The organism is Mycobacterium spongiae, from assembly GCF_018278905.1.
Classification (GTDB): Bacteria; Actinomycetota; Actinomycetes; order Mycobacteriales; family Mycobacteriaceae; genus Mycobacterium; species Mycobacterium spongiae.
Window position 1 is genome coordinate 3,582,640 of the sequence record NZ_CP046600.1, and the last position, 26,262, is coordinate 3,608,901.

Below are 26,262 nucleotides of genomic sequence, written 5' to 3' on the forward strand. Positions count from 1 at the left end.
TATTAGAGCCGGGTTGTCGTTGATAGGGATCTGATCTGACGATTACATCCCGGCGTTTCAAGATTTGCCAGCTCGGCCGAATGGCGCCCGCAGCGAAGTTCGAGGTCGTGGCCATTGAACACTGCACCGATTTCACGTGCCAACTGCTCCGGCGCGGGGGTGAACCTCCAGTTCGTCAGGGCAGCAACGGTACTAACGATCAACGGGTCGCGGTCGACAAAGGCAGAACACGCACGAGCGGGCAGGTAATCGTCCCCAGAAGGGGCGGCGGAGCCGCAATCTCGATGGTGGACCCGCAGTTTGCTCGCTGCGGCGCCGCGCATTCGCGTCCTAGCAATGGCGCGACCGATGAGCAAACTGGGAAACCTCGTAGGACAGGTAGCCCCGCACGCCGCCAATGGCGTCCGGCTTGGCCTTCTCTCCCCTGCCGCGTCGGATCCCATGACTACACGCCCGAGCGCGTCGTAGCCCCGCCTGTTGACCGCCAGTGTGTATCTTGCCCGGCCGTTCGTCGATGGGCCTCGGGGTCGCGGCGGTCGCGATCGCTGGCCGCGATCGGGGCGGCACGGGGGGTGGGGCAACGGTGTCCGACCCGATTCCCTTGACCTCAGATGGACCGAGATGGTCGGTGCGCGACCCAGCGATCATGCGTTGAATCTCGGGCCCGTGGGCAGCAGGACAGGCCACATTGAGCTGGTTGAAGCCCTGGGTGTGGCCGGTTTGACGATCCCGTTGACAAGTAGATCTACCATCTGGTAGAGATAGTTTGCAGAGCTTGATATACCAACTGGTAGATCTAGTTTCCCTGACGGATTAGGGCAGTGAAGGCGAGCGCGATGAACTCCAGCAATGGCGACAGCCAGCGTGTGGACGGCCGGCGGCTGCGGTACCAGAACCGGCGCGCCGAAATCCTCGACGCAGCCATGGCTCATCTGTTGGAGAACGGCATCAACGGAATGTCGTTTCGCGCACTTGCTGCGGCCGTGGGCGTATCGCATGTCACCCTGCGCCACCACTTCGGCACAAAGGACGAACTGCTAGGCGAAATCTTCGGCGCGATTGGCTCGCGGTTGGCGGTGCCCGATCACTTCGATGCTGATGACATCGAGTCGATCGTGCAGAAGCTGTTGCTGCGATCGACGCAGCCCGAGACTGACCGCCGGACGCGCCTGGTCTTCGAGGTCTACGGCCAAGCGGTGCAAGACCCGGTCGAGTACCGCGCGTTCCTTGATCGCATGGTCACCGGATGGATCGAAATCATTCGCGACCACGCCCTTAAGGCCGGGTGCCCCCACCACGAGGCCGACAACTTCGCAACGCTGTTGTTTGCGCAAATCCGAGGGCTTCAATTCGACCTGCTTGCCACCGGTGACAACGAGCGCATCGCTGCGGCGTTCAACACCGTCATCGACGGCCTCCGCTTTCAACACGCCCGATGGGCCGGAGCCGCTCAACAGTGGCATCAGACAGGCACGCGATGAATACCCACTCCGCGCTGTCCACGGACATCCTCGACACCCACCGCTGGCCCCACCAACAACGGTGCTGGCGACATACCTACTGCCCCGACACCGGCCACCTGGGCGCCATTCTCACCACCATGCCGCCCCGAAGACCGCCATACCGTGGCCACTAGCCAGACCGGGGCAAATGTCGAAGACGGCAACGCCGCTCGCGGTGGCTCGCGCTGCGGTGTAGGCCTCACCGACGACATGGCTAACACCCCCAAATCCTCCCATTAGCAGGCACATTCACGATGCCGGCTCTCAACAATATTTCTCGATTGGATGGTGTCCATAGTGGACCACAACACACTCATTGACGACAACAGCACACTCACAGACGCAGGCCCCATCGATCCGATGCAGACCAGCAGCCACGCGTCAGCATGGAGGCTCGACAACATCATGACGACGCGGAAGCGGCACAGCCCGGAGCAGATTATGCGCAAATTGGCGACGGCCGATCGGCTGTTGGCCAAAGGCATGGGAACCGCAGCGGTCTGCCGCGAGCTGGGCGTCTCGGAGGCGACGTATTACCGCTGGCGCAACCAGTTTGGTGGCTTGAAAGCTGATGACGCCAAACGGCTCAAAGACCTTGAGCGAGAAAACGCCAGACTCACGCGTCGGCTCGCCGATGCCGAGTTGGAGATGATCGCGCTAAAGGAGATCGCGAAGGGAAACTTCTAGGCCCGGAACGTCGGCGGGCGGCCGTTCAACATCTCCAGTGCGCGCTGGGGGTCAGTGAGCGGTTCGCGTGCCGGGTTACCGGGCAGCCCCGCGCTACTCAGCGATACCAGCCTGCAGCCACGACGCCGGATCCCGATGCGGCGTTGCGAGATTGGCTGCGCAGCTACGCGAAGAAGCATCCAGGACGTGGGTTCCGGCCAGCGTATCGCGATGCCGTTGCTGAAGGCTGGTTGGTCAATCACAAGAAGATTCAACGACTTTGGCGCGAAGAGGGGTTGCGGGTCTCGCAACACCGTCGTCGCAATGGCCAAGACGGCTCGATGGCGCCCGCGGCGACGCACGCCGACAGGCCCAACCGCGTGTGGGCAGTGGGTTTCCAATTCGGGACCACCATCGACGGACGACCGATCAGGATCATGTCCATCGTCGATGAGCACACCCGCGAATGCCTCGGAGGACTGATCGCATACAGCATCACCACCGAAGCCATTGTCTCCGTGCTCGAAAGGCTCAAAGCCGGCCGTGGAACTCATCCGGAAGTGTTGCGCTGTCACAACGGTCCCGAATTGGCCAGCGCGGCAATGGCACAATGGTCCCGGGGACAATCAAGTCTGCGCTTCGTCCCGCCCGGGGCGCCGTGGCGCGACGGCTACATCGAATGGTTCAACTCACGCATACGCGATGAGTGCCTCAACTCCAACAGCTTCTGGTCACTGAATCAGGCCCGGATGCTCATCAACGATTGGAAGCACAACTACAACCACCACCGACGCCATGCCGTGCTCGGCCACTTACCACCTGCCCGCTACGCCGCAAAGTGTGCCCAGCAATAAGCCGACACAATCTGCGGGGAAATCCCTTCGGGGGCTGCGCCATACAGTTATCGGGTCAGAAGGCCAGATCAATGGCGCGCAGTTCGCGGGTGGGGCCGCGTTCGCCGGCTATTCGGTCGACTTCGTAGGTGACCTCATCGGTCTGTTCGGAGATCGTCGCGGCGAGGGCATGCAGCGCGTAGGCCTTTGCGTAGGCAACCGTTTCGGCGGGGTCGAGTTCGTCGGCGTTGACGCGCCGCACGGCGTTGCAGGCCAGGCTGAGCGGGGTTGGAGGGTGTTCGTCGGTCGGCGCTGAGTCGAGAGGTGCCACGGGCGAGATCGTCGCACGGGCCAGCTCGCGGAACTCCCAGAGACGCTGCTTCGGCTGCGGGACCCGTTTCGATGGTCCAGTCGCTATGAGTCGTTGGGAGCTACTGCCAGACCCAGATTCGCGGTCCGATTCGTGCGCGGGTGATTAATGGTGGCTTGCGGATTCAGCACGGACCGCTGGGAGTTCCGCGCACGGGTGTGGTCTCCTGCGTGGGCATTACCTGCGGGAACGGCACCCGATAAGGAGGAGTCAGCTTCGCAAGGGTTGTTGCGGTGTCGGGGACGCATTGCACCTGTTGCGGCACCGCCTTCAATAGCGGGTGGTTGAGAAACGGTGTGGACGCGTTCGGCGGCGCGGCGAAGTTGAAGGTTGACGTCATATCGCCGGTCACACCTCTTCGCCAAGCGGTCAGGTTGGGAACTGGCACACCGAACCGTGTCTCGAGCAACCGCAGCTGCGAGGTGTGGTCGAAAGTGTCACTGACCAACAGCGGGCCGCGGCTGAATGGCGAAATGATAAAGCAGGGGACGCGATAGCCCAGACCAATCGGCCCACGGATGCCGCCGGAACCGGTGACGCTGTCGATATCGGGCACCGTGACGAACTCGCCGGGAGTTCCCGGCGGCGCAGTAGGCGGTATGACGTGGTCAAAGAAACCTCCGTTTTCGTCAAAGCTGACGATCAGCGCGGTCTTTTCCCACACCGCGGGATTGGACAGCAATATGCGGAGGATGTTGACGATCGCGGTGCCGCCGAATGCCGGTGTTATCGGCAATGACGGATGTTCGGATACCTGAAAACCGGGCAGTACCCAGGAAACCTGGGGCAGCCTGTTGGCGAGGACATCGGCGGCGAAGTTAAAGGGATAGCTCGGGGCTATGCCCCGCCGGGCCATCTCGGAGCGCGGATTTTGGGCCTGTTGGAAATCAACAAGCATCCCGTTGTAGCCGAGGACTGTGTTGTTGAGTGCGCCGAGAAGCTTGTTTTGGTACACCTTCCACGTGATGCCGGCATCGCTGAGGTTGTCCGGCATGGTGCGCCAAGTGAAGTTGCCCTGCGGTTGGATGGTGGGGTCTATCAGCAGTGGACCACCGTCGACACCGTCGGGATCGATCCAGGCACTCATCCAGTACAGCCGATTCGGCGAGGTCCCGCCGATCAGCGAACAGTGGTAGGCGTCGCACAGGGTGAACGTGTCGGCTAGCAGATAGTGGATCGGTTGGTCTTGACGCGTGTAGAAACCCATCGTCACCGGGATGTTGCCCTGCAACGTTTGCGCTTGGGCCTGCGCGGGCAACCAATTGTCGTTGGCGCCATTGTTAAATGCCCGGTGCATGTCGATCCATTGGTGGCCGGGATCGTTGACACACGCGCCGTTAATCAGTGGGCCGCGGGTGGTGTCGAACCGATACGGGATGGTGACGCCGGCGGGGTCAACCGACTGTGTCTCAGGGTTCCAACCGGCCTGGGCAAAAAGTGGCGACCCGCTGTCGAACCCGTCAACGCCCGAGAGCGAACCGAAGTAGTGATCAAACGACCGGTTCTCCTGCAGCATGAACACGAAGTGCTCGATGTCGGTCAAGTGGCCACCACACGGGCCAGCGCCGTAGGCCTTTTCGATCACCGGACCGGCCAACGACATCATGGCGCCAGCGCTGGTTGCGGCCGCGACCTTCGCCATGAACTCTCGCCGCGACATGCCGTCGACTGGGTGTTTGCTCACCACCCTGTCCTTCCTGTTGGACATTGCGGTCGACGCTATATTTGCGGAGGCGATCAGCATCCAAACCTGGCCGGTGTGTCGCGCCCGGATTTTGGTGCTAGCCGCCAAGAGAAGTGCGTCGGTCACAGACACCCGCGCCGAGCGGACTGAGCGGGGCGATGAGCCGCCGACGACCACGCACATACAGCGGCGACAACCGTTACTCCACAGGCGTCGTGTAATGCCCCGGGCGGTGCAATCCTGCAAAGCCGGGAGATTGCGTTGGCCGGGCAAATACGGCAAATAGTTGAGCTACAATGTGCCACTATGAGGCCATTGATAGTGGCGTCAATCGGATTCGCCATTGGGCTCAGCTTCGCTCCGGCAGCTAACGCCGATCCCGGCGATATGTCGCCTGTGCACCTATCGCTTCCCTATGCGGCGCCCATACCGCAAGCGCCGGATTCATCCTGCGACCCCAACTACTCGGGCGCCTGCGTCCCGATCGCCAGTGATGTCGATTGCGCTGGAGGCAGCGGCAACGGTCCGGCCTACGTTTCGGGTCCGGTAACTGTGGTCGGGCGCGACATCTACGGTCTCGATCGAGACGGTAACGGAATTGGATGCGAATAGGTCCACCAACTGCTAGCTCCCGGCGGACTTCAGCGTGATTCCCGGTCGTTTCACCACAGAGATTCACGCGATGGCCCACCCCAGCTCCGCCAGCGCCTAGCTGCCGGCCGCTGGCCTACGCCGCTGCGGTGAGGTAAAGCCCTCAATCGGAGACACCGGATCGTTGCGCCACAAACGCCTTGCGACTCCAGTGTCCGGTCTTTTCGATTCCCAGCGCGGTGGTGGTGATGTCACCGCGGGTGATCGTATTGTCCCTTAAATAGACCATTCAGTTGATGTCTAGTGTATGGTCTACCGACAGCTTCGTGTGCCAGGACCTCGCTGGGACGTTGGCCGGCTGGGACGTACGTGTGGGAGGTGTGCTGTGTCGTTCGTGATTGCTATGCCCGAAGTCATGGGTGCAGCGGCGGCGGACTTGGCGGGTGTTGGCTCGACGCTGAGCGCGGCCAATGCGGCGGCGGTGGCCCAGACGAGCGCCCTCGTGGCCGCCGCCGAGGACGAGGTGTCAGCGGCTATCGCCGCGTTGTTTTCCGTCCACGGCGAGGCCTACCAGGCGCTCAGCGCTCAGACGGCGGCGTTTCATGCCCAGTTCGTGCGGGCCCTCACGAGCGCCGCGGGCGCCTATGACGGGGCTGAGGCGGCTAGCGCGTCGCCGTTGCAGGCTTTTGAACGAGGTGTGCTGGGGGCGATCAACGCGCCTGCGCAGGCGTTGTTGGGGCGCCCGTTGATCGGCGACGGTACTAGCGGGACGGCCGGGACCGGAGCCAACGGCGGGGCCGGCGGGCTGCTCATCGGCAACGGCGGCAACGGCGGATCCGGGGCACCCGGCCAGACCGGCGGGGCCGGCGGGGCTGCGGGGTTGATCGGCAATGGCGGTCGTGGCGGGGCCGGCGGTTCCGGCGTCACCGGCCTGGCCGGGGGTGCCGGTGGGGCTGGCGGCTGGCTGCTGGGCAACGGCGGCGTCGGCGGACTCGGGGGCGTGGGCACCGGCGGCGGGGGCGGGGTCGGTGGGGCCGGCGGCGCGGCGGTGGGGTTGTTCGGCCATGGCGGGATCGGTGGGATCGGCGGTGCCGGCGGTGCTTCCCTCGGTGGGGTCGGCGGGGTTGGCGGCAGCGGTGGGTTGTTCTACGGCAATGGCGGCACCGGCGGCACCGGCGGTACCGGCGCCCTGGCGGGCACCGGCGGCACCGGCGGCACTGCCGCCGGGCTGATCGGCAACGGCGGGGCTGGCGGAGCCGGCGCGACCGGCGCCGCCGGCACTGACGGAATGGCGCCGGGAGCAGCTGGCACTAACGGCGCCAACGGAGGGACCGGTGGGGCCGGCGGCAACGGTGGGCTGCTCTTCGGTGATGGCGGCGCGGGTGGCTCCGGCGGCGTCGGCGGTACCGGCGGTCGCGGCGCCGATGGCAATATCGTCGTCAACGGTGGTCGCGGCGGCGACGGCGGCGACGGTGGCGACCCCGGGGCTGGCGGCATCGGCGGGACCGGCGCTGCCGTTGTCGGTGCCGACGGCCCAGCTGGGCAGACTCCCACTTCCGGCGGTAACGGCGGCAACGGCGGCCACGGCGCCGATAGCCTCGTCAACGCCATCAACGGCGGTGATGGCGGCAACGGCGGTAACGGCGGCGTCGTCGGCGACGGTGGGGCCGGCGGTATCGGCGGCGCCGGCGCTCACGGCCCGGACAACACCCCCTTCAGCAGTATCGGCAGTCGCGGCGGTCACGGCGGCAACGGCGGCGACGGGGGCACACTCAGCGGTGACGGCGGCATCGGCGGTCGCGGCGGCATCGGCGGCAACGGCGGCGACAACGCCGGCGACTTCAGTGTCGGCGCTCCTGGCGGGGACGGCGGTGACGGCGGCTCCGGCACCACCGGTACCGGGGGCAACGGCGGGGCGGGCGGCAACGGCGGTACCGCCGGCGTCAGCGCCGGCGGCAGCGCCGGCGGTAGCCAGGGCGGTAGCGGCGGTTCTGGCGGTGACGGCGGCGACAGCATTGGCGGTGACGGCGGTGACGGCGGCAATGGCGGCCTCGCCGCGGATGGCCGCGACAACAACGCCGGCGACAGCATCGGCGGTGACGGCGGTGACGGTGGTGATGGCGGCGACAGCATCACCGGGGCCGGCGGGGCCGCCGGCGCCGCCAGCGGTGGCGGCAATGGCGGCGACAACGCCGGCTTCTTCAGTGTCGGCGGTCGCGGCGGGGACGGCGGCGACGGGGGCGCCAGCACCACTGGGGCTGGCCGCGACGGCGCGGCGGGCGGCAATGGCGGCGACGGCGGCGCCAACGCCGGCACCAGTCAGGGCGGTAGCGGCGGTGACGGCGGTGACGGCGGTACGGGCAGCGGCGGCCCCGGCGATACAGGCATTCTCGGTGGCAGCGCGGTCGGCGGCATGGGTGGCCTCGGCGGCGGGGGCGGTGACGGCGGACCGGCCGCCTAGACACCACCCATCCGCACCACAGCGCGACACACCGCCGATCCGGAAGACAACGGTGCCACCTTGCGCTACGACAGTTCGAACACCAACCGCCTCGCTGATCTCCGCGACCATCCACACGGCCAGCTCACATGCCGGGGCGGTTCGTCACCTCAGATTTCTACGAGACCCGGGACGACCTCCCCGTCTGAGCCGAATCTCCTTCACGCGAGGAACACGAGATCAGATCCGAATTCCGCGGATTTCGTCCTGACCGCACCTCGTAGTCCAATTCACCGGGTCCGGTCAACATGAGGACCGCCTCACGATCGTCTCCTCTAGGAATCACATAAGCCAAGCAACCTGAACGTCGGACGCGATACCCGGTCGCGGTTTGGCGAGATGGAATGAGCGCATCGTGAAACAACCCGTCAACACAGGTAAGGCCGTCACCGTCAGCGTGGCTTTAGCCGGCCGTAGCGATGTCGGTGCTGGAGCCGCGTTGGCGCAGCCGGCAGCGACCGATATGCCGCAGCGGGGAGTGGTCCCGCTTTCCTGTGACGATGGCGGCGAATCGTATGACTCGTGGCTTACCTTGGGGATTGGCACTGGCAACGAATCTGGCCAGTTGTTGCTGCCTCGTAGAACAGCGGGAGACGCGCTGTGAACCCCGCTACCCTACCCACGCTCGCTGCACCTGCAGCCGGGCAGCAGACTGTGGCCGGTGGCCGCGGCTGGCGCGGGGCTCGCAAGCTGCTGCGAGGGCCGTTGGGGCCGCTGGTCGGGGGCCAATGCCTCGGGCAGCTCGCCGACGGACTCGCTCAGATCACGTTCGCGCAGTTCGTGTTGTTCGACGTGGCCCAGGGCGCAACTCCGGCGCGAATCGCCGCGGTGCTGGCGGTGACCTTGCTGCCGTTCAGTTTGGTCGGGCCGTTCGCGGGCATCTTGATCGACCGCTTGGATCGCCGCCGCACGCTGGTGGTCGTCTCGGCTGTGCGGGCCTCGCTGACCATGCTGGCCATCCTCACCGTGATAGCCCAATCGACGATCGCGGCCTACATCGGGGTCCTCATCTTGCTTTCGTCATCGCGGTTCGTCATGGCCGCCAAAGGCGCCGCGCTGCCCCGAACGGTGCCCCGCGCCGATCTGGTCACCGGCAACGCCGTTTCGTCGGTGTTGGGACTAAGTTCACAGTTTCTGGGTGCGGTCGGCGGTTCGCTGATCGTCGGACGGTCCACGGCGGCCGGATTCGCCATCGCCACAGTCCTTTACCTCGGCGCGGCGCTGGTGTTCACCCGGCTCCCGTACGTGGGCAGCAAGCAACGGGGCGAGGTGCTCTCCCAGGTGCGCCGCGTCGCCAAGGAGCTCGCCGACGGGTTGCGGGTGGCGGCGAGCACCGCGGAGATCCGTTGGCCGCTGCTTGCTGTCGCGGGCCATCGAGTGCTTCTGGGCGCCGGCTTCGTTGTCTTGGTGCTCATGGCCGACTCCCGCTACCAGCTGGAAATCTCCGGCTACGGGGTCGCTCTGGCGGCAACGGGATTCGCCGCATTCGCCGGGAGTGCGCTCGCGCCGCCGTTGGCGCGTCGCTACTCGGCGACAGCGCTCGTGCCCCTCTCATTCTTGCCTGCCGCCGCCGCGGCATTCATCGGCGGACTAATCGGCTCGGTGGCCGTGCTGGTCGCCTGCGTCGGCGTGGTCGCCTTCGCATTCCAAGTCTTGAAGATCTCGGTCGACGCGCTGGTCGGTGGGAACGCCCCGGACGCGGTGCGCGGTCGGATATTCGCGGTCTACGACGTGCTCTACAACGTCTCTTTTGTGGCCGCCGGGCTGCTGATGATTCCGCTGTGGCACGCGGATTCCGAGCGGCTGCTGCTGTGGCTGGTGGCCGGCGGTTTCGCGCTCGGATGGGCGGTGTTCGGCACGGCCATGTCGGTCGTGCGACGGCGGGCGAGCCAGTCCCGCGGCACTTGGTGACGATGCAGAAGCTTCCCCGCCGTTGTTGATGGCGCTCAACGAAATTCCCCAGGCGTGCTCGTTGAAATTCCCCACCGGTGAGCGGGGGTCAGTGTATGTGTCTAAGGGTGCTGCTGGTGGCGCGGGGTTTCGGCGGCGGGGGCGGTCACGTAGGTAGCAGGACCCGCCGTCGAGGCTGATGACCATCGGGCGGTGCAGGGGTCGGTCGGGCATGTCTGCGGCTACAGCGGCGTCGCCGAGGATTCCTCCCCGTGCTCCGACGCCTAAGTTGGTGGTGATGACGACTGAAGTCTTCAAATATCGTTGGTAGACAACCGGAAACAGTGCTGAGGCCACCTCGGCCGGCAACGGCAGATACCCCAGTTAGCGATGACCAGGGCGGTGGGTCCGGCGTAGAACCGCGTGGTGGAGGCCCAGCGTCCTTCGATCGCGGCGCGGTGGCGCGGGCGGCCAGATCGGCCGCGGCGGCGAAATAGGTCCGGTAGCCGGAATGGGCGGCTGCTCGCGCCAAGCCCAGACTGAGGTGGGGTTTGCCAGTGCCGGGTGTGCCCGCTAGGCCGCCGATTCCGACAGCAACGGTGCCACATTGCGTGTGGATAGTTCGAACACCAACCGCCCGGCCCCCAATACGGGCGCGACCGACGCAACTCCAACAGCTCGGCCTCGACCTGCACCGGCATCTGATGAGGACACGACACTGGTCGATGCGACCGATCCACCAACCCATCTAGGCCCTCTGCCTCGTACCGCGCCAACCGAGTGTGCAGCGCCTGGCGCAACACCCCAGACTTCTCGGCGACCTGCGAAATCGACAAACCATCGGCAATCACCGACATCACGGCCTGATACCGCTGCTCAGCCACGCTCAACTCCCTCATCTAGGGAGTGCGCCATCATCTTGCGGGCACGCAGGACGAACCGCTGCACACGGTCGCGAGGGTCAAGGGCAGGCATTCACCCACGCTACGACCCCACAGCAACAACAAATCCGCAAAGGAAACAGCCCCGGGTCCCAAGGGAACCGGGGCTGCCCTGTCAAACGCAGGATTACCGCCCGCGCTTGATCGTCCACCCCACATCGCCAGTCTTACCTTCTTGGTCTGGCCGGGCAGGACCTTCACCGTCTTCTTGATGGTGGCCATCGTTATCATCTCCAACCCGCCGGAACTCATCGTCCGGCAGGCTCAGCGCGCCCTGTTGCGCGCCGATCCAGGAGGGGTACGGCTGCCAGGCCCCAACAGCACCAACCGGACCACGGGTCCCGCATGCCACATTAAGCAAGCTATTAAAGCAGAACCTGACCGCGTATTTGGGATGCGGTCCGGGTGTCATGCCCCATTTGAGTCGGCCCCCACACTTAGCATGGAGACCAATTATTCGAACATACGGACGGTGCCTTGTGGCTCCACCGAGAAAGCACAGCACGATGACGCCTACCGACGAGCACTGGCTGCCCCTTGGCATTGAGGGCGACGAGGCCGTGACATTTACCGCGCCGTGGACCGAGATACCCGATTGGTTTCAAGAGTCACTCTGGAAGTGGATCGCGGGCATCCTTCTCCGCCGGAATAGCTACGGCGGAGAAGGATCGTTCGACGCCCCGCGCATACGGCAGGCCGAGCGCGTGCTTCACGTGACGCTGCCGCATCTGGAGGATCACAACGTAAACAGCGGCCCAGGCGCGTTGCGGGAAAGGTATGACCAACTTGGCCCTGCTGCCCTTCTGGCGTTTGTTGATTTCCTGATGTCAGACCTGCCCGTACGTCATGCCTATCTCGACATTCTCGAACAAATACTCGTTGAAGCAGGTTCAGGCTGGCGAGTCAGCACGCGCGCCGGCAAATCTGGTCTCGTAAAGCGACTCCCGGCTGGCGTCACCGATGCGACCGCGGCGATCGTCCAACGCGGTAAGGGCGGAAAGCGCCTAGCTGAGGCCTGGGAAGCTGCCTTCGGTATCAACCCAAATCCTTCGCAGGCGTACCGGCTCGCGGTTAAGGCCGTTGAGGCCGCCAGCGCCCCCGTCGTGATACCCAAAGACCCCGATCCGTCTATGGGCAAGGTCATCGGTCGCATGCTGCAAGGTGGTCAATTCCGACTTCCCCATTTGCGCGAAGAACCGAATGGTGTTACGTCACATGACGTGCTGCTATACAACCTGAAGCAGCTTTGGTGGGGCCAGCACGACCGACACGACGGTCTGCCAGAATCATCCCTTCCCGACGACGTCACTCAAGATGAAGCCGAATCGGCGGTCCTGCTAGCGGTGACTCTGGTCGGCTGGTTCGAGACCGGCAAGGTGCAGCCGTAAAGGGATATTCGCGATGGAAACCTTCGAGTGCGGGTGCTGCGAGCAGGAGCACCTGAACACGCTCGGAGCATCCATCTGGGAGGCATACACCGCGCCGACGCTTTGTAGTACGTGCATCGAGCACTGGGGCAAGCCACTCGAAACGGCAAAGGACCATGCAGCCGAGTAACGCCGCCGTATGGAGGTCGCCATCAACGCGGCCTACAACGCACACGATGACGCCGCCGTGCCAAAGGCGGAAGCGCAGCGCGCCCTCAACTCGCGCGAACGCGCCATTGAGGCGCTGAATGCCGTATCCACCTATCACCATCGCCGCGAGAATGGCTCGGGCTGTGTTTGGGGCAAACACAACTCCCCGACGCTCGGGGTCTTGAGCGATCCGTGGGTTGCGGACCGACTAGTGGACTACAGCCTCCAAGAGAGCGGCCACAAACGTCATCAATCCCACACCAAGACCGGCGGCCGGCCTAACCTGTCGCAGCGTGACGGCGGTTATTGGACAGGCTCACCACGTTGGTTGCCCCACCGGTTCTTGCCTCCGGGTGTGGCGATCGTCATGCAGGTAAACACGAAACCTACCTACACCCCGCCAACAATCCAAACATAGAGGAAGGCAGGGCAAAATGTGCGCATTCACGCCCAAACCCCGACGGCTACTTGGCTTCTGGGAGCACAAAACGCTCGACGGCCCGAGTAAGTTCAGCTGGGGGCCCTAGATTTGGTGCGCCCGGCTCACAGAACGCCCCCCAGCACGGGCGGCAGGCACCGCACCAAGTGCCCGCCGGTGGAGCTGACCACAAGCCCTGACCTGAGCGTGCGGGTAGAAGCCAACCAACCCCAGCCAGAAGGCCCGCCGCAGGGCACCCCGGCGTGCGCGTCAGCTGACGAGCGCGTCCCAGCGGTCAATGGCAATGCCCTGAGAGGCGCGCCGGCTGTTGCATCACGGGCTATTGCTCGTCGTCGTCCTCGTCTTCACGCTGCTCCGCTTCCCACTCTTCGTGAGCTAGCCGCTGGATTTCCGATGCTTCTCACATCGCAGCATCGTCAACCTCATAAGTGACTATGTTCGGCCCGGGACCGGCGCATTCGGAGGCTAGCGGTTCCGAGAAAGCGATCACGTCGGCCACGAAATGCGTCGCTGCATCTAATAGTTGGGCATCGCGGGAGACGCACCCTACTTCCAGATGGTTGCGCGACCCTTCAGTCCAGTTTGCCGAACCCCACCGCACCGCCATAGGTCGAAATCTGGGACCGTCATCTACGATTCCGTATTCCGTTTCGTAGTTCATGAATTCGACTCGACCTATTACCAACATCTTCGCATGCAGGACCGGATTGTTGTGTTCGCCGTCCCTCCACCCCAGAATCCGCCACGACTCGATGACGTGCTCCACGACTTCCCTCGGGGTGCATGGGCCGACCACTACCGCCTTGCCGTCCTTCGCGGGAATTATGCCCGCCAGCCCCGCGATAGCTGAATTGGGAAATCCCCGCGGGAATCCGCCGTCGTCACCCATGAGGCGAGTCACGGCCCTTCGGTTTTTCGTTCCGTTGTCGATCACGACACAAAGCGAGTTCAGCTCCGCAAGCCGGTCGATTACGGCCTTACTCGCCAGCCAGGGCACGCAGCCGATGGCGGCTGAGCCACCGCCAGTCGTGGCCAAGTGCTCATCCAGCACGGTGCACAGGCCGTCAACGACTCGCCCCCGAGCCACGCTCGCGCATCGCTGTCTGCGCCCCATGTACGCGGTCGGCCCGACCACTTGATGAACGGCTGGTAATCGCCGAGCGGCATGCGTTGTATTACACCATCGTCCCAGCCGACACCGGTTTGCGTTCCCACATTGCGAGGAGCGCGCCCAGGACTTGGGTCAGCGCAAAGCGCGCGGCCGCTGCGACGGCGGAACGTATAGCTTGTCGATGCGCTCAACACTGTCCGACGACTTCCCAAGCGCGACAAGGTAACTCTTGACAAAGTCGACGTCATAGCCGGCGTCCATCAGGATGTCTATGGGTGGAAAGTACTTGGCGGCAAAAAACCTTTCGCGTTGTCGCGCATAGCCGTTGTACCCGGCGTCATGCAGGTCTTGCAGTGCCTCTTGGATCTCGGGCGGCACGCCTGGGTGACGTTCGCTGGTCGCGAGGTCAAGAGCTTTCGTCGCCGCTGCCCACCCGATCACCTCGTGCGGGTGAACCGTCGCCACGCCGAACAGTTGCCGGTCAGCCAGCCGTACGCCGAGTTCCAGAAGCTTCAACGGCGGGTCGACGGCCAGCACGGGGCCGCCCCGCTCAGGGGGCTTACCGCGTGCGCTGGCGACGTTGTTGTTGGCGCTGAAGTTCTGGTGGTAGCCCTCCGTGCGCGCCGACATGTGAGGCAACAGCAGTGCCCGCTTACTCCAGTTGCTGCCGTTCTCGCACAGGTAGCCCTCCACCCCGGCGAATGCGTAGGCAAGGCCGTGCACGCTTCCGTCGACCCACACGTTGTCTACCGGTGACATGCGTCCATCATCTCAGCCGCCACCGACACCTACCGACGTGTCACGTCTATGCATCGCACGCCCCTCAGACACGCGGCCCAAGTACCGAGTTAACTAGCGCGCCGTCCGCCCCGGCGCGATCCCGCCGCGCGCCGCGACGACGTCGCGACGAACGGACTCAAGAGCCGATCCGAACAGCCTCGTAAGGCTATCGCCAGGTGTTTCTCAGTGGGGCGGGCGGGGCTCAAACCCGCGACCAACGGGTTATGAGAACCTTGGTCGGGCGCTGTAGCAAACCAGAAAGATTCCGCCAGAGGTCCAATCTCCGCTGTAATCCCCTGTCTCCCAATTCCTCCGATTGGAATTTGCAGCCCAATCGGAGGAGTTAGCGCATCGCAGCAAGCCAGTGCGCTACGAAACTCTGCTGGCACAACGGGCTGTCGAGGTGGTTGTCAACAGCCGCGGCGGAGAGGCAGCAACTCTAGATCCATTGGCTGATCACGTTGGTGCTTGCTTCCCATTGCGAGTGCGGTTCCCGCGCCTACACGTAGGAGTCGATGCCTGTCACGACGCGCTCTATCGTCGCTATTGCATCCAAGGCATCGCTATGGCTCAGCGGGTATAGCGCCCCCACTCCGGCGGGGTCAACATCGCAGCGGTGCACAATTCCGTTCCGCCGTCTCACGATCAGATTCACTTCCGTCTTCGTGTTGTTTGCCGCATTTCCAAATGCTCCCACCCACAGACCGGCGACACCAACCATCGCAAAAGCCTTGGCTACATCATCCGGCTTCTGAAATGTCTCCTGACTCAGCCGCTCGTTAATTGCCGCTCGCGCTCTGAGCTCAAGATCCACTGATGTCGGTGCGCACGTCAACTCGCCAACGGCAGATACATGCAGACCCACACGACTTGCGCTACCAGGCGGACGCGAGCCCTTTACGATGTCGACTGCAAAGTCAAGCACAACGTCATGTACGTAGGAGTCTAACGCCGCGACACATTGAACAAGCGCTGCCCTGTACATATCAGTTGCATCGACAGTTCCGACCGTAATGTCCGCGATCGCTTGACCCAAACCAACAAGCTCTCGACAACGAGTGATATTCGCTTGGAACTGCGCATGTCTTTTCGCCGGCATCTGCGCGGCCTTTAGGACGTCAACTTCTCGATGCGCTCAGCGAGCTCATCAAACTCTCCGTTGAACCGGTCAATATTCTCCTTCTGCGCATCCCAAACCACCCCTACGCTACCGAGGTCCGCTTGCGAAAGGGCGAATACAGGTTTGCGAACTTCTTGCGATATTGCAATCAGAGTATTGAAGTCCTGAATTTGCGCCAGCTGGTAGTGATCATCGAGACCCGCTTCCGCATACTTAGCTGTATCAAGCATAATGGACTCAGAGGTCAACACTGGAACAAGAGAGTCTTTAACGACTTCATTCAGTTTGTCGAAATACCTCTGAAAGGCCTGGGTGGGCTTTTTGCTTTTGATCCTGAATCGCTGAACCAAAACGCCAAGGAACTTTAGATTCGGCGCAGGGAACGGATAGTCTGCATCCTTTAACGCTTCGAGGTTCGCGGCGCGCTTCGCCCAACGTACCCACAGCGGAATCACTCGAGAAAGCGAGTCGATGGCCATTACCGAGAACACGTCTGGACTGCAGGGAACAAAGAAATAGTCAGCAATCGAAACAAGATTTTGATTAATTGCCCCCAGACCAGGGCTTAAGTCAATGAGAACATAATCGGCATCATATTTTTCGGCGGTAATATCAAACAGATGGGCGAAACTTCCAGGCAGGTTTCGAAGCCCCAACAATGATTCGGATAGTTGTTGCGAAATACCTAGAGAGGTTTCATCTTCAGCCAGGGAGATGTGCCCGGGGATTAGGTACAAATTATCCAGGCCTGAGACCGAAACGCACTCAACGGGCTCGAGCGGGACCGGCCGAGATTTAAATGCTGGCTCCAAAGCCTCTTTCAGATTACGACCAGGGTTGTTCTTGTAGAATTCGTCAAGCGCATCCTCACCGCTCAGATCTAGAACCATTCCGGTCAAGTTGCACTGCGGATCAGCGTCGACCAGGATCACTTTGGAACCACGCGAAGCGAGCATCCAACCAAGGTTGAAGCACGTTGTCGTCTTGCTGACGCCACCCTTGTTGTTGAACAAAGCTATCTTCGCGACCAATTCGCCCTCTTCCACTCAGAACAACTAAGGAAGTCTAGCCGGTAGCCATCTTCACATCGAGCAACCTCGACTGCCATCGAGCCAAACAGGTTCGTTCCCGTGGGGGCGAAGCTAGCGCGCCGAGTGCCGCCACCCCGTCGGCTTGCGACGCGACTAGACATCCCAGGGTTTTAAGGTGTCAAGCGGCAGTTGGGGTGCGGTGTGCCCAGGCGGTGTGTTCGTCGTATCGGGTGTGGTGTCGTAGGCAGCCGTGCAGGATGGCGACGAGACGGTTGGCTAGGGCGCGTAAGGCTTGGTGGTGGGTGTCGCCGGCGCCGCGGTGTTGGTCGTAGAACGCGCGGGCGCCGGGGCTGGCCACCAGGGCGCAGAAGGCCCATTGGTCGATGGCGTCGTTGAGACGGCGGTTGCGTGCGTGGCGGGCCAGCACGGCGCGTTTCTTGCCCGACGCAACAGTCAAAGGTGAGGTTCCGGCGTAGTTTTTGCGAGACTTGGCATCGGTGTAGCGATTCGGGTCGTCCCCGAACTCACCGAGCACCCGGGCGCCGAGTACAGCACCGAGTCCTGGCAGGGAGAGGTAGATGTCGGCGTCCGGGTGTGTCTCAAAATGGTCGGCGAGGCTGGCCTCGAGCTCGTTAATCTGGCGGTTGAGCTCTGCGATGATGCTGACCGCGGCGCGGGTGCTGGCCGCGAACGCGGCGCTGACCGCTGCGGGTGCCGATAGCTGCTCGGTGCGCAGCGCGGCGAGGATTTCGCGGGCGCGGGCGGCGATATAGCGCTGGCGCCCGCCGCGTTTGAGCGCAGACTGGATCGCTGGCAGGCTCAGCCGGGTGGCCTGTTCTGGGGTAGGGGCGCGCCTGAGCACCTCCAGGGTGTCGCCGTGGGCGAGGTCCTCGAAAGCCGCCAGTGCGCTCGGGTAGTACTCCCGCAACGTGCTGCGCAGCGCGTTGGTGTGGCGGGTGCGTGCCCAAATCAGGTTCTGATGTGCGCGGGCCAGAACTTTGATGGCTTCAGCGGTGGAGCTGTCGCCGGCGAGCGAGCGATGGTTGTGTCGATCAGTGCGCACCAAGTCAGCCAGCAGTTTGGCATCGCTGGCATCGGATTTGGCTCCCGAGACGTGGTGGCGATCGCGGTAGCGGGCCACCGCCAGGGGATTGATCGCAAACACCTGATAGCCGGCCGCCGCCAGGGCGCCCACCCACAAGCCCCGGTCGGTTTCGATGCCGATCACCACCTGACCCGGCTCCTCGGCGTGCGCCGCGATCAGCTCGTGGAGCTGGCGAACGCCGGTCAAGCCTTCAGAGAGCCGCCGTGACGCCAACCGCGTACCGGCCTGGTCCATCACATGCACGTCGTGATGGTCTTCGGCCCAGTCGTCTCCGATGAAAATCACCCGATGTCCTCCTCCGATTTCCGGTTGTGAGATGAGCCGAGGGCGCCCGGGCGGCAACCTAATGGATCAGTGCTCCACACCGGCACGACATCCCATCAGCGCTACGGGCAACCCCACCATCCGACCGGGGCACGATCTAGTCGTAGAAGTCCACACTCGCTTCAGGCTGCAGAAGTGCTCACCGGCCGGTGGCTCTCAGACCAGCCTCTCCCAACCGAACCCTTACCGATGGAAGCCCCGCCGATCCATTCCCATTAGGCTCCTACGCATACCCCTGTGACCACTTCTTTAGCTTCAGCTCCACCTAATTGGTTGCTGCGTGGCGTTTGGCCGTGTCATCGTTTCACGCATGACGCAGTGCAGGGGCAAAGATGCCTGAAGGCAGCCAATGAGGCGGCGGAGCCGCTCCTGGTCGCTGGCCCATCATGCGACGGGCAGCGCAAGAAGTTGATAGCGGGTGACGACTGGGAGCTGCAGCATTCGGAGCAGTCGGTCACCGGCACGTCGAAACCAACGATTCTGACGGGTGAGTCGCTACAAGCACTAGACCAGTAGATCCTGCTAGAAGCACCCCACACGCATTGCGAGTGGCAGCCACGGCCGTCACCTTGTCCCGCTATGCGTTCAGCGTTGCTGTGATCCAAAGGAACGCGAACTGGTCCTGGCCATCCCGCTCAATATGCTCCCTGACGTGGGAACTTCTTTCAGCATGTTACGCCACCGCAGAATGGGTCGACTGGTTCAACCACCGACGGCTCTACGAGTACTGCGGAGACGTTGCGCCAGCAGACCTAGAGAACGCCTACTACCATCAAACCCAGCCCAGCCACCCGGTCGGGAGCTCAGAAGCAAAGTGACCGGACGCGCCGGGGGATTCAGTCGACCGACCTCGGGCGGTTGAGCGCCGGTTAAAAGCCGGTGCGGTATTTGTAGACGATCGGTGTTAGTTCGCCCTTATCAACCTCCCAAGGCATGCTTAAAACCAATTCTCCACCGGTGGCTGCAGGTTGGTCTCCGCTGCGATCGAGAGTGATGTTGCGGACAACCGCCAAGGCGTTGTTCGGGTGTTCGGCCCGGTGGAGATCGACCTCGTTGCTGGTCAGGACTACCTCTGCGCCGTCGGTGGTGGTGCCCTTCACCTCGACTTTGACAAACTCTTGGCCTTTGGTCGCGTGCACGTCGTAGGACTCGGTGTTGCCGACATCCTTAGTTGAATAACCGAATTCGTCCTCGAGGCAGTCACGCGTGACCTGTACAGCCCGCTCTTCGATCGCAGTTTTCTGCGCAGCGGTGAGGCGTGTACCGAACATGCGTCGCGGATTACTCACCGACTCGACTGCAGCGATTGCGTCCGCGACTTCCGGGGACCTACCGACATCTGTGGTTGACCCCAGATCAGCCAAACCGAGTTGCTGCAGTAGCGGCAGAAACCCCGGTTCGCTCCCTGTCAAGTTCGCGACAACGTCGACCGCGGCCGCCACGAAGGCTTTCCTCGCCCTCTCTGGCCAGGTGTCTTCGTCTGATATGCGGTCGTACACCGACTTTGATAGACCAGCGGCGAGGTTCAGCGACTTCACGTGCGATTCGCTGACTGGCTGCGCACCCGCGGGCTTCTCTAACTCCCACAGCAACGATCCATCTAGCGCGATCCAAGGCATCACCGGGTCAGGACCGGTCTGCGCGACCGCGAACGGCGCCAGGATGTCCGCTAACTCGTCACGGACATCTTGAAACGGAACCATTCGCGGCAGCCCGGCCCGCGCTCGGGCAATAGCCCATAGGAGCACGACGTACTGGTACGGCGCTGGCCTGCCATGGGTTCGATCGACACGCAGTTGACTGATGTCATGTAGCACTCCGCTGTCGACAAAAAACCCCCGTCGCTTGAGAAGTGTGACGACACTCTCGAAGCCACCGCTGAAGTCTTGGCTGGTGAGGTACTTGCGACCCGCACCGAGACCGTGCGCTATTCCGACGACCGTCTTCGAGTCATAAAACCTGCCACTGTGGACAAGTCGATAGGCGAGAGCCCGCCCGAAGTGAAGTTGCTTGCGAATCTCCGGACCGTCGACCGGATCGTCCAGTAGAGCAATCGCGCCGAGCACATCCTCACGCCGGATGTCGCTAATCGCCATCGCGTCATCATATGAAGGCACCGGGCTGCAAGATGATGAATTCTTCGACACGCTTTGAGTCAGCGGCTAACCCTGGCGTCAAGTCCTCATGCGTTGACAGCCGTGGGCACTTCGCCATGGTCAGCCTGCAAGGGTTGCTGGTGGACCCGCCTGCCGGTCTAGGTGACCCCGCTGCTAACGCGCCCCTGACGCGAGGCTGTTTTCGGGGTGCTTGAAGCGGCCAAACAACCGCGCAATAGCGCCTGAAACTGTGATTATGCTTGTGGGGCGAGTCGGACTCGAACCGACGACCAACGGATTATGAGTCCGCGGCTCTAACCAACTGAGCTACCGCCCCGTGACTAGCTAGCTGCGGATATTGTCTCCCATCCCGTGGACTCGGCCGCCACCTACCGCGGTGCTGACGACCGCGTTGCCGAAGGCGCTCGCGACGACAGCCAAGTCATCACTGAGCAAGTGCCCGTAGCGATCAAACGTCAGGGCCGCTCTCGCGGGGCCCAGAAGCATCTGCACAACCCTTGACACTAGCGCCCGGGCTGGGCACCAACGACGCCGTGGTGTGCGGTAGCCAGGGCGGCACAAGTCCTAAGATCCCCGCAGCGTCGCACGAATTGCCGAATGCGCTGTGGCAGTCCTAGACAGCCACACGCTCGCCTCGATGGCTCGGCAGCACCAGACCGGGAGCACGGCAGTCACCTACACCGCTTGTCCTGGTTGTCGATTCGGCAACGCAGACAGTGCCCCTGCCGTTCACGTACATGCTCGGTGAGCGGAGAGCTAGCTCACACTCCCCACGTGGTTGTGTCGAAGCGCATCAGCCTGATTGAAGTGCCGTCAGCCGTGGCCAAGCCGCAGGGTCAGCGTCTTGAATCGTCTGTGGCGCCCCAAGGAACCGAATCGGCCGGTTCGGTCGTCGTGGTCAGCCCGAGGCCAGCGTCGTCGATGCGCCGGCGGATCGCTGGAAGGTGGACTGTGTTGTGGCTGAGGCGCGCCCAGGTGGGCCAGCCCTCAAGGGCGGCCATCACATCGTGGAACGTCACTCCAGGGCGGCTGATGGCCACCGTACGGCCATTGTCAGGCCGGCTTTTGGCGATCACCGCGATCAGTTGGCCGGCGTCTGGCAACTGGGTGTCGCGGCGGAAGCGTAGCTGGTAGGGCCGGCCGTCATCATCGAGGAAGTCAAAGGCCAGCGCATAGTCGATGTCCATGTGTGTTCCCTTCTCGTAGCGTGGCGCGGATTTGTCGGTGGAGTCGTATGGGGCTTCAGCGGACGGCACGGCACACCGGCCCGTGCCGTTCCGGCATTCGGGGTGGTCAGCTCGCTGCGGGGGTGTGGGCTATGCAGCTCGGGGTTCAAGCTCGCCGAGGATGCGGCTTAGCGCGTCGTCACAGGGTGTTGCGCTGTGAGGAGGACATCGTCTCCAGCGATGCCCTTCCGTCCGTCGGCTTCCAACGTGCCGATGGTCCAGCCATAAGTCCAATACATGTTTGGTATGGGAACTATAATCAATTGATATGGAAATCCGGCAGCTCGAATACTTCGTGGCCGTAGCCGAAGAGGCCAATTTCACTCGGGCGGCACACCGGGTCCACGTGGCCCAGCCCGCCGTCAGCGCGCAAATCCGGCGCCTGGAAAGCGAACTCGGCCAGCCCCTCCTAGATCGGTCGCGGCGAAAGGTCCGGCTGACCACGGCCGGCCGGGCAGTGCTGCCCCACGCGACTGCGGCGCTCACCGCCGTCGCCAACATCCAAACTGCAGTCGACGACCTCACTCAATTGGTGCGCGGCAAGGTCAGCATCGGCACCGTGACCCCGCTTGAGTTCGACATCCCCGGACTGCTTGCCGACTTCAACGCCGATCACCCGGCGGTCGAGATCAGCTACACCACAAACACTTCCGACGTTCTCATTGAGAACGTGCAGGCTGGGCTGCTGGACGTGGCGATCGCGGCAGTCGGCCCCGACGAACAGCCCGCTGGTCTAGAGACGACAGTGGTCGCCGACGAGACGATCGTCGCCGCCGTCCGCCACGCCGACGACCTGGCCGCGGCATCAACCATCGCGCTTACCGCGTTGGCCGACCGCTCGTTGATCGCACTCCCGGTCGGCACCTGCATCCGCCGCCAACTCGACAACGCCTGCGCCGCGGCCGGCGTCTCGCCACGCATTGCATTCGAGGCCAACACGTCGTCAACTCTCGCCGAGCTCGCCGAGCACGGCCTAGGAGTGGCGATCATGCCCCGATCACTAGGACAGAACCGAGCCGGCATGCAGCTATTGACGATCGCCCCCGAACTCCGGGTACGGCTGGTCCTGGCCTGGCGATCCTCGAGCCCCATCAGCCCCGCAACCCGCGCCCTCCTCGACAAAGCCCGGACGCGCCTCGTACCGACGACAACCGCAGGTGGTGACGAACGCCCAACGTAGGGCCAGGGCGCGCGCAGCTGGCCGAAGTGTCGGTGATCCGCGTCAGCACGAGCTGTCGCGCCGCGCCCTCAGGCCCCGACCGGACGCAAGAAAAAGACCCGGATCTCGCGAGGAGCGCAACTGGCGCGGTAGCTCTCATAGCCGGCGTAGAAGTCGACCGCTGTGGTCCATGCCGAAGCGCGTTGGTCCCCGCTCAGCAGCTCGGCCTGGTAGGGGCGCGGCGCAGCCTTGAACTCGACCGTACATTCGGGGTGTGCCAGCAGGTTGGCAGACCAGGCCGGGTGTTGTGGCTTTCCATAGTTGGACGCGATTGCGAGCAGGCCGCCAGAGTCTTCAAAGAATGCCAGCGGCTGGGTGCGCCGTTGCCCGGATTTGGCGCCGGTGGTCGTGATCAATCCGACCTTGTCGATTCCAGCCGAGCTCAGCCGGCCCTGTGTTCTGGGGATCACCAGCTTGTCGATGCGCGGAGCGAGGTGGAGGAGGAACTGATAGCCGACCCCAGTCATCAGGGCACGCTCGATCAGCGCCTCATCAAACCGCAACCGTCGCCCACGAACTGAACTTTCCCGTCGAAGTGCCACGACTCGACGGTACCGGCGCAGCATGGGGCCTTACCAGGTGGGCGGGACGCGTCCGCTGCGACGGCTACGACGCCGGCATCGGCCGCTGTGCACGGTTTGCGGCGGTTTTGGTCGATTGACTCAGCCGGCCACGACGATGGCCAAAGTCACGCCCACGGCGAGGAGGATCACCACGCACATGATCGCGGCAATGACACCCGGACGCAGTCGGTGCCCGACCTGCGCCCCACCGCCCGGGTAGTGCAGTGGTTGCGGGATATGCGGGCGCGGTGGCGGTGGTGACATCGTGGCTCCTGGTTGGCTGTGGTTCTTACGCCGACGGTGCGGGGTTCGTTGCGGTGATTGGCGGATAGGGGTGGCGGGCCAGTGCGGCGGTGGCCGTTCCACAGACCTGACAGAACGCGGCATCGGCGCCGATTGCCGCGCCGCAGTGCGCGCAAATCTGATGCGTGTCGGGAGCACGGTCGAGCGCGACGTCTCCGGCGAGGGCTGCCTGGGCTTCCGCCATCAGGGACTTGTGCAACGCTTCGCGCGTGCCGAGCAGCCCGGCCGCGGCCAGCACCAGCGCCACTAGCGCGGTCAGCACGATGCCACGGGCGGCGTCGGGGGCAAGCAGAGTCGTGGCCAACTCGTACAGCACGAGCAGCAGCACACCTTTGGCCACTCCTGGGGCGGGGTTGACGCCGGGGCCGCGTAGCGGCACGACCGCCAAGGCGGCCGCGGTGGCGAAGATGATCGGCTGCAAGAACCCGAGAGTCAGCGCGGTGAACGCCGCTTGAGCCGGATCGATTGTCAGCGAGCCGAACGCCGCGCGCATCGGGTTCCCCGCGCTCGGCACGAGCTGAGCGAATGCGCCTCGTTGCACCACCACGCTCAGGCCCAACGACAGCGCAGCACCGCTCAATGCACAGATCACGACGGCATCGACGGGGTGCCGAAACGCGCGGCGCGCGGTGATCAGCGTGGGCGCGATCAAGACCGCAACAAAAGCCACCACCGGGACCACCACGCCCAGTTCGAGAATCTGGATGGGCGTGGGAAGCCGCTGACGCCACGCGTTCAGCAGCACAGGCAGGTAGAAGTGATCTTGGAGCAGCCCCACACCGACACCGAGCAACAGGGGAAGCGCAAACGCCGCGCCAATGACGGTGATCGGCTCGTCGCGCCACAAGTCGTGATCGTGCACGTAGATCAGTACCACCGCCGGCAGCGCGATCGCGGCCAATACCAGTGCAACGGCAAGCACCCCGAACGCGGCGGCAACCAACGCCCCCATCAACGCCAGACCGACCACCCCTCGGTAGACGTGGTGACGCCCACCCGATAGGTGTGGCATCAATGTGCTCATCAGCGCCAAGGCACGCACAGGTTCCTCGGGATGGGCAGCGAAATGACGGGACCGGTCGATGCCCACATGGAGCGGCGTGCCACATCGGGCGCAGAAACGGGCCGCGTCGGCGTGTGGGGCCGAGCAATTCGGGCAGTCCATTATCTCCTCCAGTTCACCCGCAGCTCTCCTCCAGTTCATCGGCGACTCAATGCCTTACGCGCCTTAACCGAAGTAGCCGTCGAAACCAGCCGTGTGACAATAACCAGGGCAAACTCGCCCGAGCCCATACTGCGAAGGTAAAACTACCCTCGTCGCGGCAGGTGCACCAGCCTGTGTGCGGTAGGGGCGCGGCTGCCGGATGTTCGCGCGCTCAATGCCGCTACAACCGATCGAGTATCGGCACGGTGATGACGGCTTGGGTGTCGCCGAGCTGTTTGTCGCCGATGATGGCCTGGAAGTACTCGCTTCGGATCATGTCGACGAAGAACTCAATCCCGGGATAGTAGACAAGCGCGACCATATCGAATTCGTAGTTGCGCTCAATCCGGACCGCCCTGCCGAGATGCAGCGGGCCGTACCCACCCTCTGCCATGGCACCGAACATCGCCATCCGGTAGCGGCGATCGGCGGCCTGTTGTTCGCGGGTGCCCCTCTTGATGAGGTTGACGATGACGATCGCGTGCGCTCCGAACTCCATCTCCTTGCGGAGTCGACGGGCGAGCTGGTCGGCCTGCTGGAGCACATCTGGATTACGCGTCGGCGTGAAGGGAAAGTGCGACGGCCGACGGCCGACAATCTGGACGGCTCGCATTGCGAGCAGCAGCTGCGGAAACATGGCGCTCAAGCCGGAAAAGCGTTGGAAACCTTGGAGGTAAGCCTCCTGGAAGCGGCCGAGCGCCGTGCTCATCCCTTCTGATTCGGCGTGGCGATCGTAGGCTGCCCGCGAAGGGAATTCGAGCAAGACGACAGCGCTCCACTCCTTCTCACCGATCTGCGCAGAGTAGCGCGGCGCCGCGACGGCCTTTCCCGCATAGATCCATGCCGCCCCCGAGCTCCGGGTCACCCGCCGCAGGACGCGTAGTTCCTCAATGACGTCGGCGCCGGGCGCGACGGTGAGGAACATCAACACATGGAAACCGCCGCGGGACGCACCAAGGCGCTGATCCTCGTGGACCAGTGTGCGCCGCACGCGACCGTAGCGCAGATGTTGCCACAGCATGGCGGCACCAGCGGCCCCAGCGAGCACCGGCAGGCTGCTGAGCGCGATCGTTGCACGGTGTCTGGCGGCACCTCGCGGACGGTCCACTGGCGAGACACGTTGTTCGGTTGACACGTCCATGAGATACACAGTGCCCCAGTCCCCG

24 protein-coding genes, 1 tRNA gene and 2 pseudogenes are annotated in these 26,262 nt (G+C 63.6%); 9 read left to right on the forward strand and 18 right to left on the reverse strand.

Features of this window, described 5'->3' with window-relative positions; genetic code table 11:
* Nucleotides 1-836 precede the first annotated feature (836 nt).
* Both F6B93_RS14540 and F6B93_RS14545 read left to right on the forward strand, forming a co-directional pair.
* Complete coding sequence (locus F6B93_RS14540) at nucleotides 837-1,481, forward strand: TetR/AcrR family transcriptional regulator (protein ID WP_211695720.1); 645 nt, start codon at nucleotides 837-839, stop codon at nucleotides 1,479-1,481.
* Nucleotides 1,482-1,907: 426 nt separating this feature from the next.
* Nucleotides 1,908-3,022, forward strand: a protein-coding gene (locus tag F6B93_RS14545; protein ID WP_211699507.1) for an IS3 family transposase whose coding sequence is annotated in 2 segments (ribosomal slippage) — nucleotides 1,908-2,175 and nucleotides 2,175-3,022 — 1,116 coding nt in all. Because the reading frame shifts where the segments join, the coding sequence is not laid out codon by codon here.
* Nucleotides 3,023-3,077: 55 nt separating this feature from the next.
* Here F6B93_RS14545 and F6B93_RS14550 read toward each other — a convergent pair.
* Together F6B93_RS14550 and F6B93_RS14555 are read right to left on the reverse strand one after the other, a co-directional pair.
* Nucleotides 3,078-3,332 carry a hypothetical protein gene (locus F6B93_RS14550; protein WP_211695721.1) on the reverse strand — a complete coding sequence of 85 codons (255 nt, stop codon included), beginning with the start codon at nucleotides 3,330-3,332 and terminating at the stop codon, nucleotides 3,078-3,080.
* Nucleotides 3,333-3,495: 163 nt separating this feature from the next.
* Nucleotides 3,496-5,079: a phospholipase C gene (locus F6B93_RS14555; protein ID WP_425518456.1), complete on the reverse strand. Its 1,584-nt coding sequence runs from the start codon at nucleotides 5,077-5,079 to the stop codon at nucleotides 3,496-3,498.
* 282 nt (nucleotides 5,080-5,361) lie between these two features.
* Here F6B93_RS14555 and F6B93_RS14560 point away from each other — a divergent pair, with 282 nt between their 5' ends.
* Nucleotides 5,362-5,667: a hypothetical protein gene (locus tag F6B93_RS14560; RefSeq protein ID WP_246540789.1), complete on the forward strand. Its 306-nt coding sequence runs from the start codon at nucleotides 5,362-5,364 to the stop codon at nucleotides 5,665-5,667.
* Nucleotides 5,668-5,809: 142 nt separating this feature from the next.
* On the opposite strand, the gene F6B93_RS23420 is transcribed toward F6B93_RS14560, so the two are convergent.
* Nucleotides 5,810-5,935, reverse strand: coding sequence for a hypothetical protein (locus tag F6B93_RS23420; RefSeq protein ID WP_281426088.1), 126 nt, complete (start codon nucleotides 5,933-5,935; stop codon nucleotides 5,810-5,812).
* Between the two features lie 96 nt (nucleotides 5,936-6,031).
* Between F6B93_RS23420 and F6B93_RS23425 the strand changes: the two genes are divergently transcribed.
* The 3 genes from F6B93_RS23425 (at nucleotide 6,032) to F6B93_RS14575 (ending at nucleotide 10,057) form a co-directional block, all read left to right on the forward strand.
* Nucleotides 6,032-8,107 (forward strand): PE family protein, encoded by a 2,076-nt coding sequence (locus tag F6B93_RS23425; RefSeq protein WP_211695723.1) that lies wholly within the window; start codon nucleotides 6,032-6,034, stop codon nucleotides 8,105-8,107.
* 394 nt (nucleotides 8,108-8,501) lie between these two features.
* Entirely contained in the window at nucleotides 8,502-8,750 is a 249-nt protein-coding gene (locus F6B93_RS14570; RefSeq protein WP_211695724.1) for a hypothetical protein, read from the forward strand.
* A complete protein-coding gene (locus F6B93_RS14575) occupies nucleotides 8,747-10,057 on the forward strand; it encodes an MFS transporter (RefSeq protein ID WP_211695725.1) in 1,311 nt (436 codons plus the stop codon). The genes F6B93_RS14570 and F6B93_RS14575 overlap by 4 nt, the downstream gene beginning before the upstream one ends.
* 144 nt (nucleotides 10,058-10,201) lie before the next feature.
* On the opposite strand, the pseudogene F6B93_RS22975 reads toward F6B93_RS14575, so the two are convergent.
* A pseudogene (locus tag F6B93_RS22975) lies at nucleotides 10,202-10,613 on the reverse strand (ATP-binding protein); the annotation flags it as partial.
* 2 nt (nucleotides 10,614-10,615) lie between these two features.
* Nucleotides 10,616-10,935: pseudogene (locus F6B93_RS22980) on the reverse strand (helix-turn-helix domain-containing protein); the annotation flags it as partial.
* Between the two features lie 548 nt (nucleotides 10,936-11,483).
* Here F6B93_RS22980 and F6B93_RS14590 point away from each other — a divergent pair.
* Both F6B93_RS14590 and F6B93_RS14595 read left to right on the forward strand, forming a co-directional pair.
* Complete coding sequence (locus F6B93_RS14590) at nucleotides 11,484-12,365, forward strand: hypothetical protein (RefSeq protein WP_211695727.1); 882 nt, start codon at nucleotides 11,484-11,486, stop codon at nucleotides 12,363-12,365.
* A 178-nt stretch (nucleotides 12,366-12,543) separates the two neighbouring features.
* Complete coding sequence (locus F6B93_RS14595; RefSeq protein WP_211695728.1) at nucleotides 12,544-12,972, forward strand: hypothetical protein; 429 nt, start codon at nucleotides 12,544-12,546, stop codon at nucleotides 12,970-12,972.
* 421 nt (nucleotides 12,973-13,393) lie between these two features.
* Here the strand turns inward: F6B93_RS14595 and F6B93_RS22985 are convergent, their stop codons facing one another.
* The 9 genes from F6B93_RS22985 to F6B93_RS14645 form a co-directional block, all read right to left on the reverse strand.
* The gene (locus F6B93_RS22985) at nucleotides 13,394-13,990 is read right to left on the reverse strand and encodes a hypothetical protein (RefSeq protein WP_246540790.1); all 597 of its coding nucleotides are present in this window, start codon (nucleotides 13,988-13,990) and stop codon (nucleotides 13,394-13,396) included.
* Nucleotides 13,991-14,236: 246 nt separating this feature from the next.
* A complete protein-coding gene (locus tag F6B93_RS14610; RefSeq protein ID WP_211695729.1) occupies nucleotides 14,237-14,863 on the reverse strand; it encodes a hypothetical protein in 627 nt (208 codons plus the stop codon).
* Nucleotides 14,864-15,383: 520 nt separating this feature from the next.
* Nucleotides 15,384-15,749, reverse strand: a complete 366-nt coding sequence (locus F6B93_RS14615) for a hypothetical protein (RefSeq protein WP_211695730.1) — start codon at nucleotides 15,747-15,749, stop codon at nucleotides 15,384-15,386.
* A 245-nt stretch (nucleotides 15,750-15,994) separates the two neighbouring features.
* Nucleotides 15,995-17,050, reverse strand: coding sequence for a ParA family protein (locus F6B93_RS14620; RefSeq protein WP_211695731.1), 1,056 nt, complete (start codon nucleotides 17,048-17,050; stop codon nucleotides 15,995-15,997).
* A 163-nt stretch (nucleotides 17,051-17,213) separates the two neighbouring features.
* Complete coding sequence (locus tag F6B93_RS14625) at nucleotides 17,214-18,425, reverse strand: IS110 family RNA-guided transposase (protein WP_211695732.1); 1,212 nt, start codon at nucleotides 18,423-18,425, stop codon at nucleotides 17,214-17,216.
* Nucleotides 18,426-19,333: 908 nt separating this feature from the next.
* Nucleotides 19,334-20,560, reverse strand: a complete 1,227-nt coding sequence (locus F6B93_RS14630; protein ID WP_211695733.1) for a phosphorothioated DNA-binding restriction endonuclease family protein — start codon at nucleotides 20,558-20,560, stop codon at nucleotides 19,334-19,336.
* Between the two features lie 263 nt (nucleotides 20,561-20,823).
* A tRNA-Ile gene (locus F6B93_RS14635) sits at nucleotides 20,824-20,897 on the reverse strand.
* An 8-nt stretch (nucleotides 20,898-20,905) separates the two neighbouring features.
* Nucleotides 20,906-21,067 (reverse strand): hypothetical protein, encoded by a 162-nt coding sequence (locus F6B93_RS14640; RefSeq protein ID WP_211695734.1) that lies wholly within the window; start codon nucleotides 21,065-21,067, stop codon nucleotides 20,906-20,908.
* Nucleotides 21,068-21,417: 350 nt separating this feature from the next.
* Nucleotides 21,418-21,768, reverse strand: coding sequence for a hypothetical protein (locus tag F6B93_RS14645; RefSeq protein WP_246540791.1), 351 nt, complete (start codon nucleotides 21,766-21,768; stop codon nucleotides 21,418-21,420).
* 307 nt (nucleotides 21,769-22,075) lie between these two features.
* Here F6B93_RS14645 and F6B93_RS14650 point away from each other — a divergent pair, with 307 nt between their 5' ends.
* Nucleotides 22,076-22,987, forward strand: coding sequence for a LysR family transcriptional regulator (locus F6B93_RS14650; protein ID WP_211695735.1), 912 nt, complete (start codon nucleotides 22,076-22,078; stop codon nucleotides 22,985-22,987).
* A gap of 68 nt (nucleotides 22,988-23,055) precedes the next feature.
* On the opposite strand, the gene F6B93_RS14655 is transcribed toward F6B93_RS14650, so the two are convergent.
* From F6B93_RS14655 to F6B93_RS14670, 4 genes are all read right to left on the reverse strand, one after another.
* On the reverse strand, nucleotides 23,056-23,568 hold the full coding sequence (locus F6B93_RS14655) for a nitroreductase family deazaflavin-dependent oxidoreductase (RefSeq protein ID WP_246540792.1): 513 nt from the start codon (nucleotides 23,566-23,568) through the stop codon (nucleotides 23,056-23,058).
* A gap of 120 nt (nucleotides 23,569-23,688) precedes the next feature.
* Entirely contained in the window at nucleotides 23,689-23,853 is a 165-nt protein-coding gene (locus tag F6B93_RS14660) for a hypothetical protein (protein WP_211695736.1), read from the reverse strand.
* Between the two features lie 25 nt (nucleotides 23,854-23,878).
* Nucleotides 23,879-25,096 (reverse strand): zinc ribbon domain-containing protein, encoded by a 1,218-nt coding sequence (locus tag F6B93_RS14665; protein WP_343232704.1) that lies wholly within the window; start codon nucleotides 25,094-25,096, stop codon nucleotides 23,879-23,881.
* 181 nt (nucleotides 25,097-25,277) lie between these two features.
* Nucleotides 25,278-26,237, reverse strand: a complete 960-nt coding sequence (locus F6B93_RS14670) for a hypothetical protein (protein WP_211695737.1) — start codon at nucleotides 26,235-26,237, stop codon at nucleotides 25,278-25,280.
* Nucleotides 26,238-26,262: the final 25 nt, after the last annotated feature.

What these genes read in the sequence shown, in the direction of transcription:
- F6B93_RS14540 (WP_211695720.1), top strand. Translation starts at nt 837, where the DNA reads ATGAACTCCAGCAATGGCGACAGCCAGCGTGTGGACGGCCGGCGGCTG.
- F6B93_RS14555 (WP_425518456.1), bottom strand. Translation starts at nt 5,079, where the DNA reads ATGTCCAACAGGAAGGACAGGGTGGTGAGCAAACACCCAGTCGACGGC.
- F6B93_RS14560 (WP_246540789.1), top strand. Translation starts at nt 5,362, where the DNA reads ATGAGGCCATTGATAGTGGCGTCAATCGGATTCGCCATTGGGCTCAGC.
- F6B93_RS23420 (WP_281426088.1), bottom strand. Translation starts at nt 5,935, where the DNA reads ATGGTCTATTTAAGGGACAATACGATCACCCGCGGTGACATCACCACC.
- F6B93_RS14590 (WP_211695727.1), top strand. Translation starts at nt 11,484, where the DNA reads ATGACGCCTACCGACGAGCACTGGCTGCCCCTTGGCATTGAGGGCGAC.
- F6B93_RS14595 (WP_211695728.1), top strand. Translation starts at nt 12,544, where the DNA reads ATGGAGGTCGCCATCAACGCGGCCTACAACGCACACGATGACGCCGCC.
- F6B93_RS14610 (WP_211695729.1), bottom strand. Translation starts at nt 14,863, where the DNA reads ATGTCACCGGTAGACAACGTGTGGGTCGACGGAAGCGTGCACGGCCTT.
- F6B93_RS14630 (WP_211695733.1), bottom strand. Translation starts at nt 20,560, where the DNA reads ATGGCGATTAGCGACATCCGGCGTGAGGATGTGCTCGGCGCGATTGCT.
- F6B93_RS14640 (WP_211695734.1), bottom strand. Translation starts at nt 21,067, where the DNA reads ATGCTTCTGGGCCCCGCGAGAGCGGCCCTGACGTTTGATCGCTACGGG.
- F6B93_RS14645 (WP_246540791.1), bottom strand. Translation starts at nt 21,768, where the DNA reads ATGGACATCGACTATGCGCTGGCCTTTGACTTCCTCGATGATGACGGC.
- F6B93_RS14650 (WP_211695735.1), top strand. Translation starts at nt 22,076, where the DNA reads ATGGAAATCCGGCAGCTCGAATACTTCGTGGCCGTAGCCGAAGAGGCC.
- F6B93_RS14660 (WP_211695736.1), bottom strand. Translation starts at nt 23,853, where the DNA reads ATGTCACCACCGCCACCGCGCCCGCATATCCCGCAACCACTGCACTAC.
- F6B93_RS14665 (WP_343232704.1), bottom strand. Translation starts at nt 25,096, where the DNA reads ATGAACTGGAGGAGAGCTGCGGGTGAACTGGAGGAGATAATGGACTGC.
- F6B93_RS14670 (WP_211695737.1), bottom strand. Translation starts at nt 26,237, where the DNA reads ATGGACGTGTCAACCGAACAACGTGTCTCGCCAGTGGACCGTCCGCGA.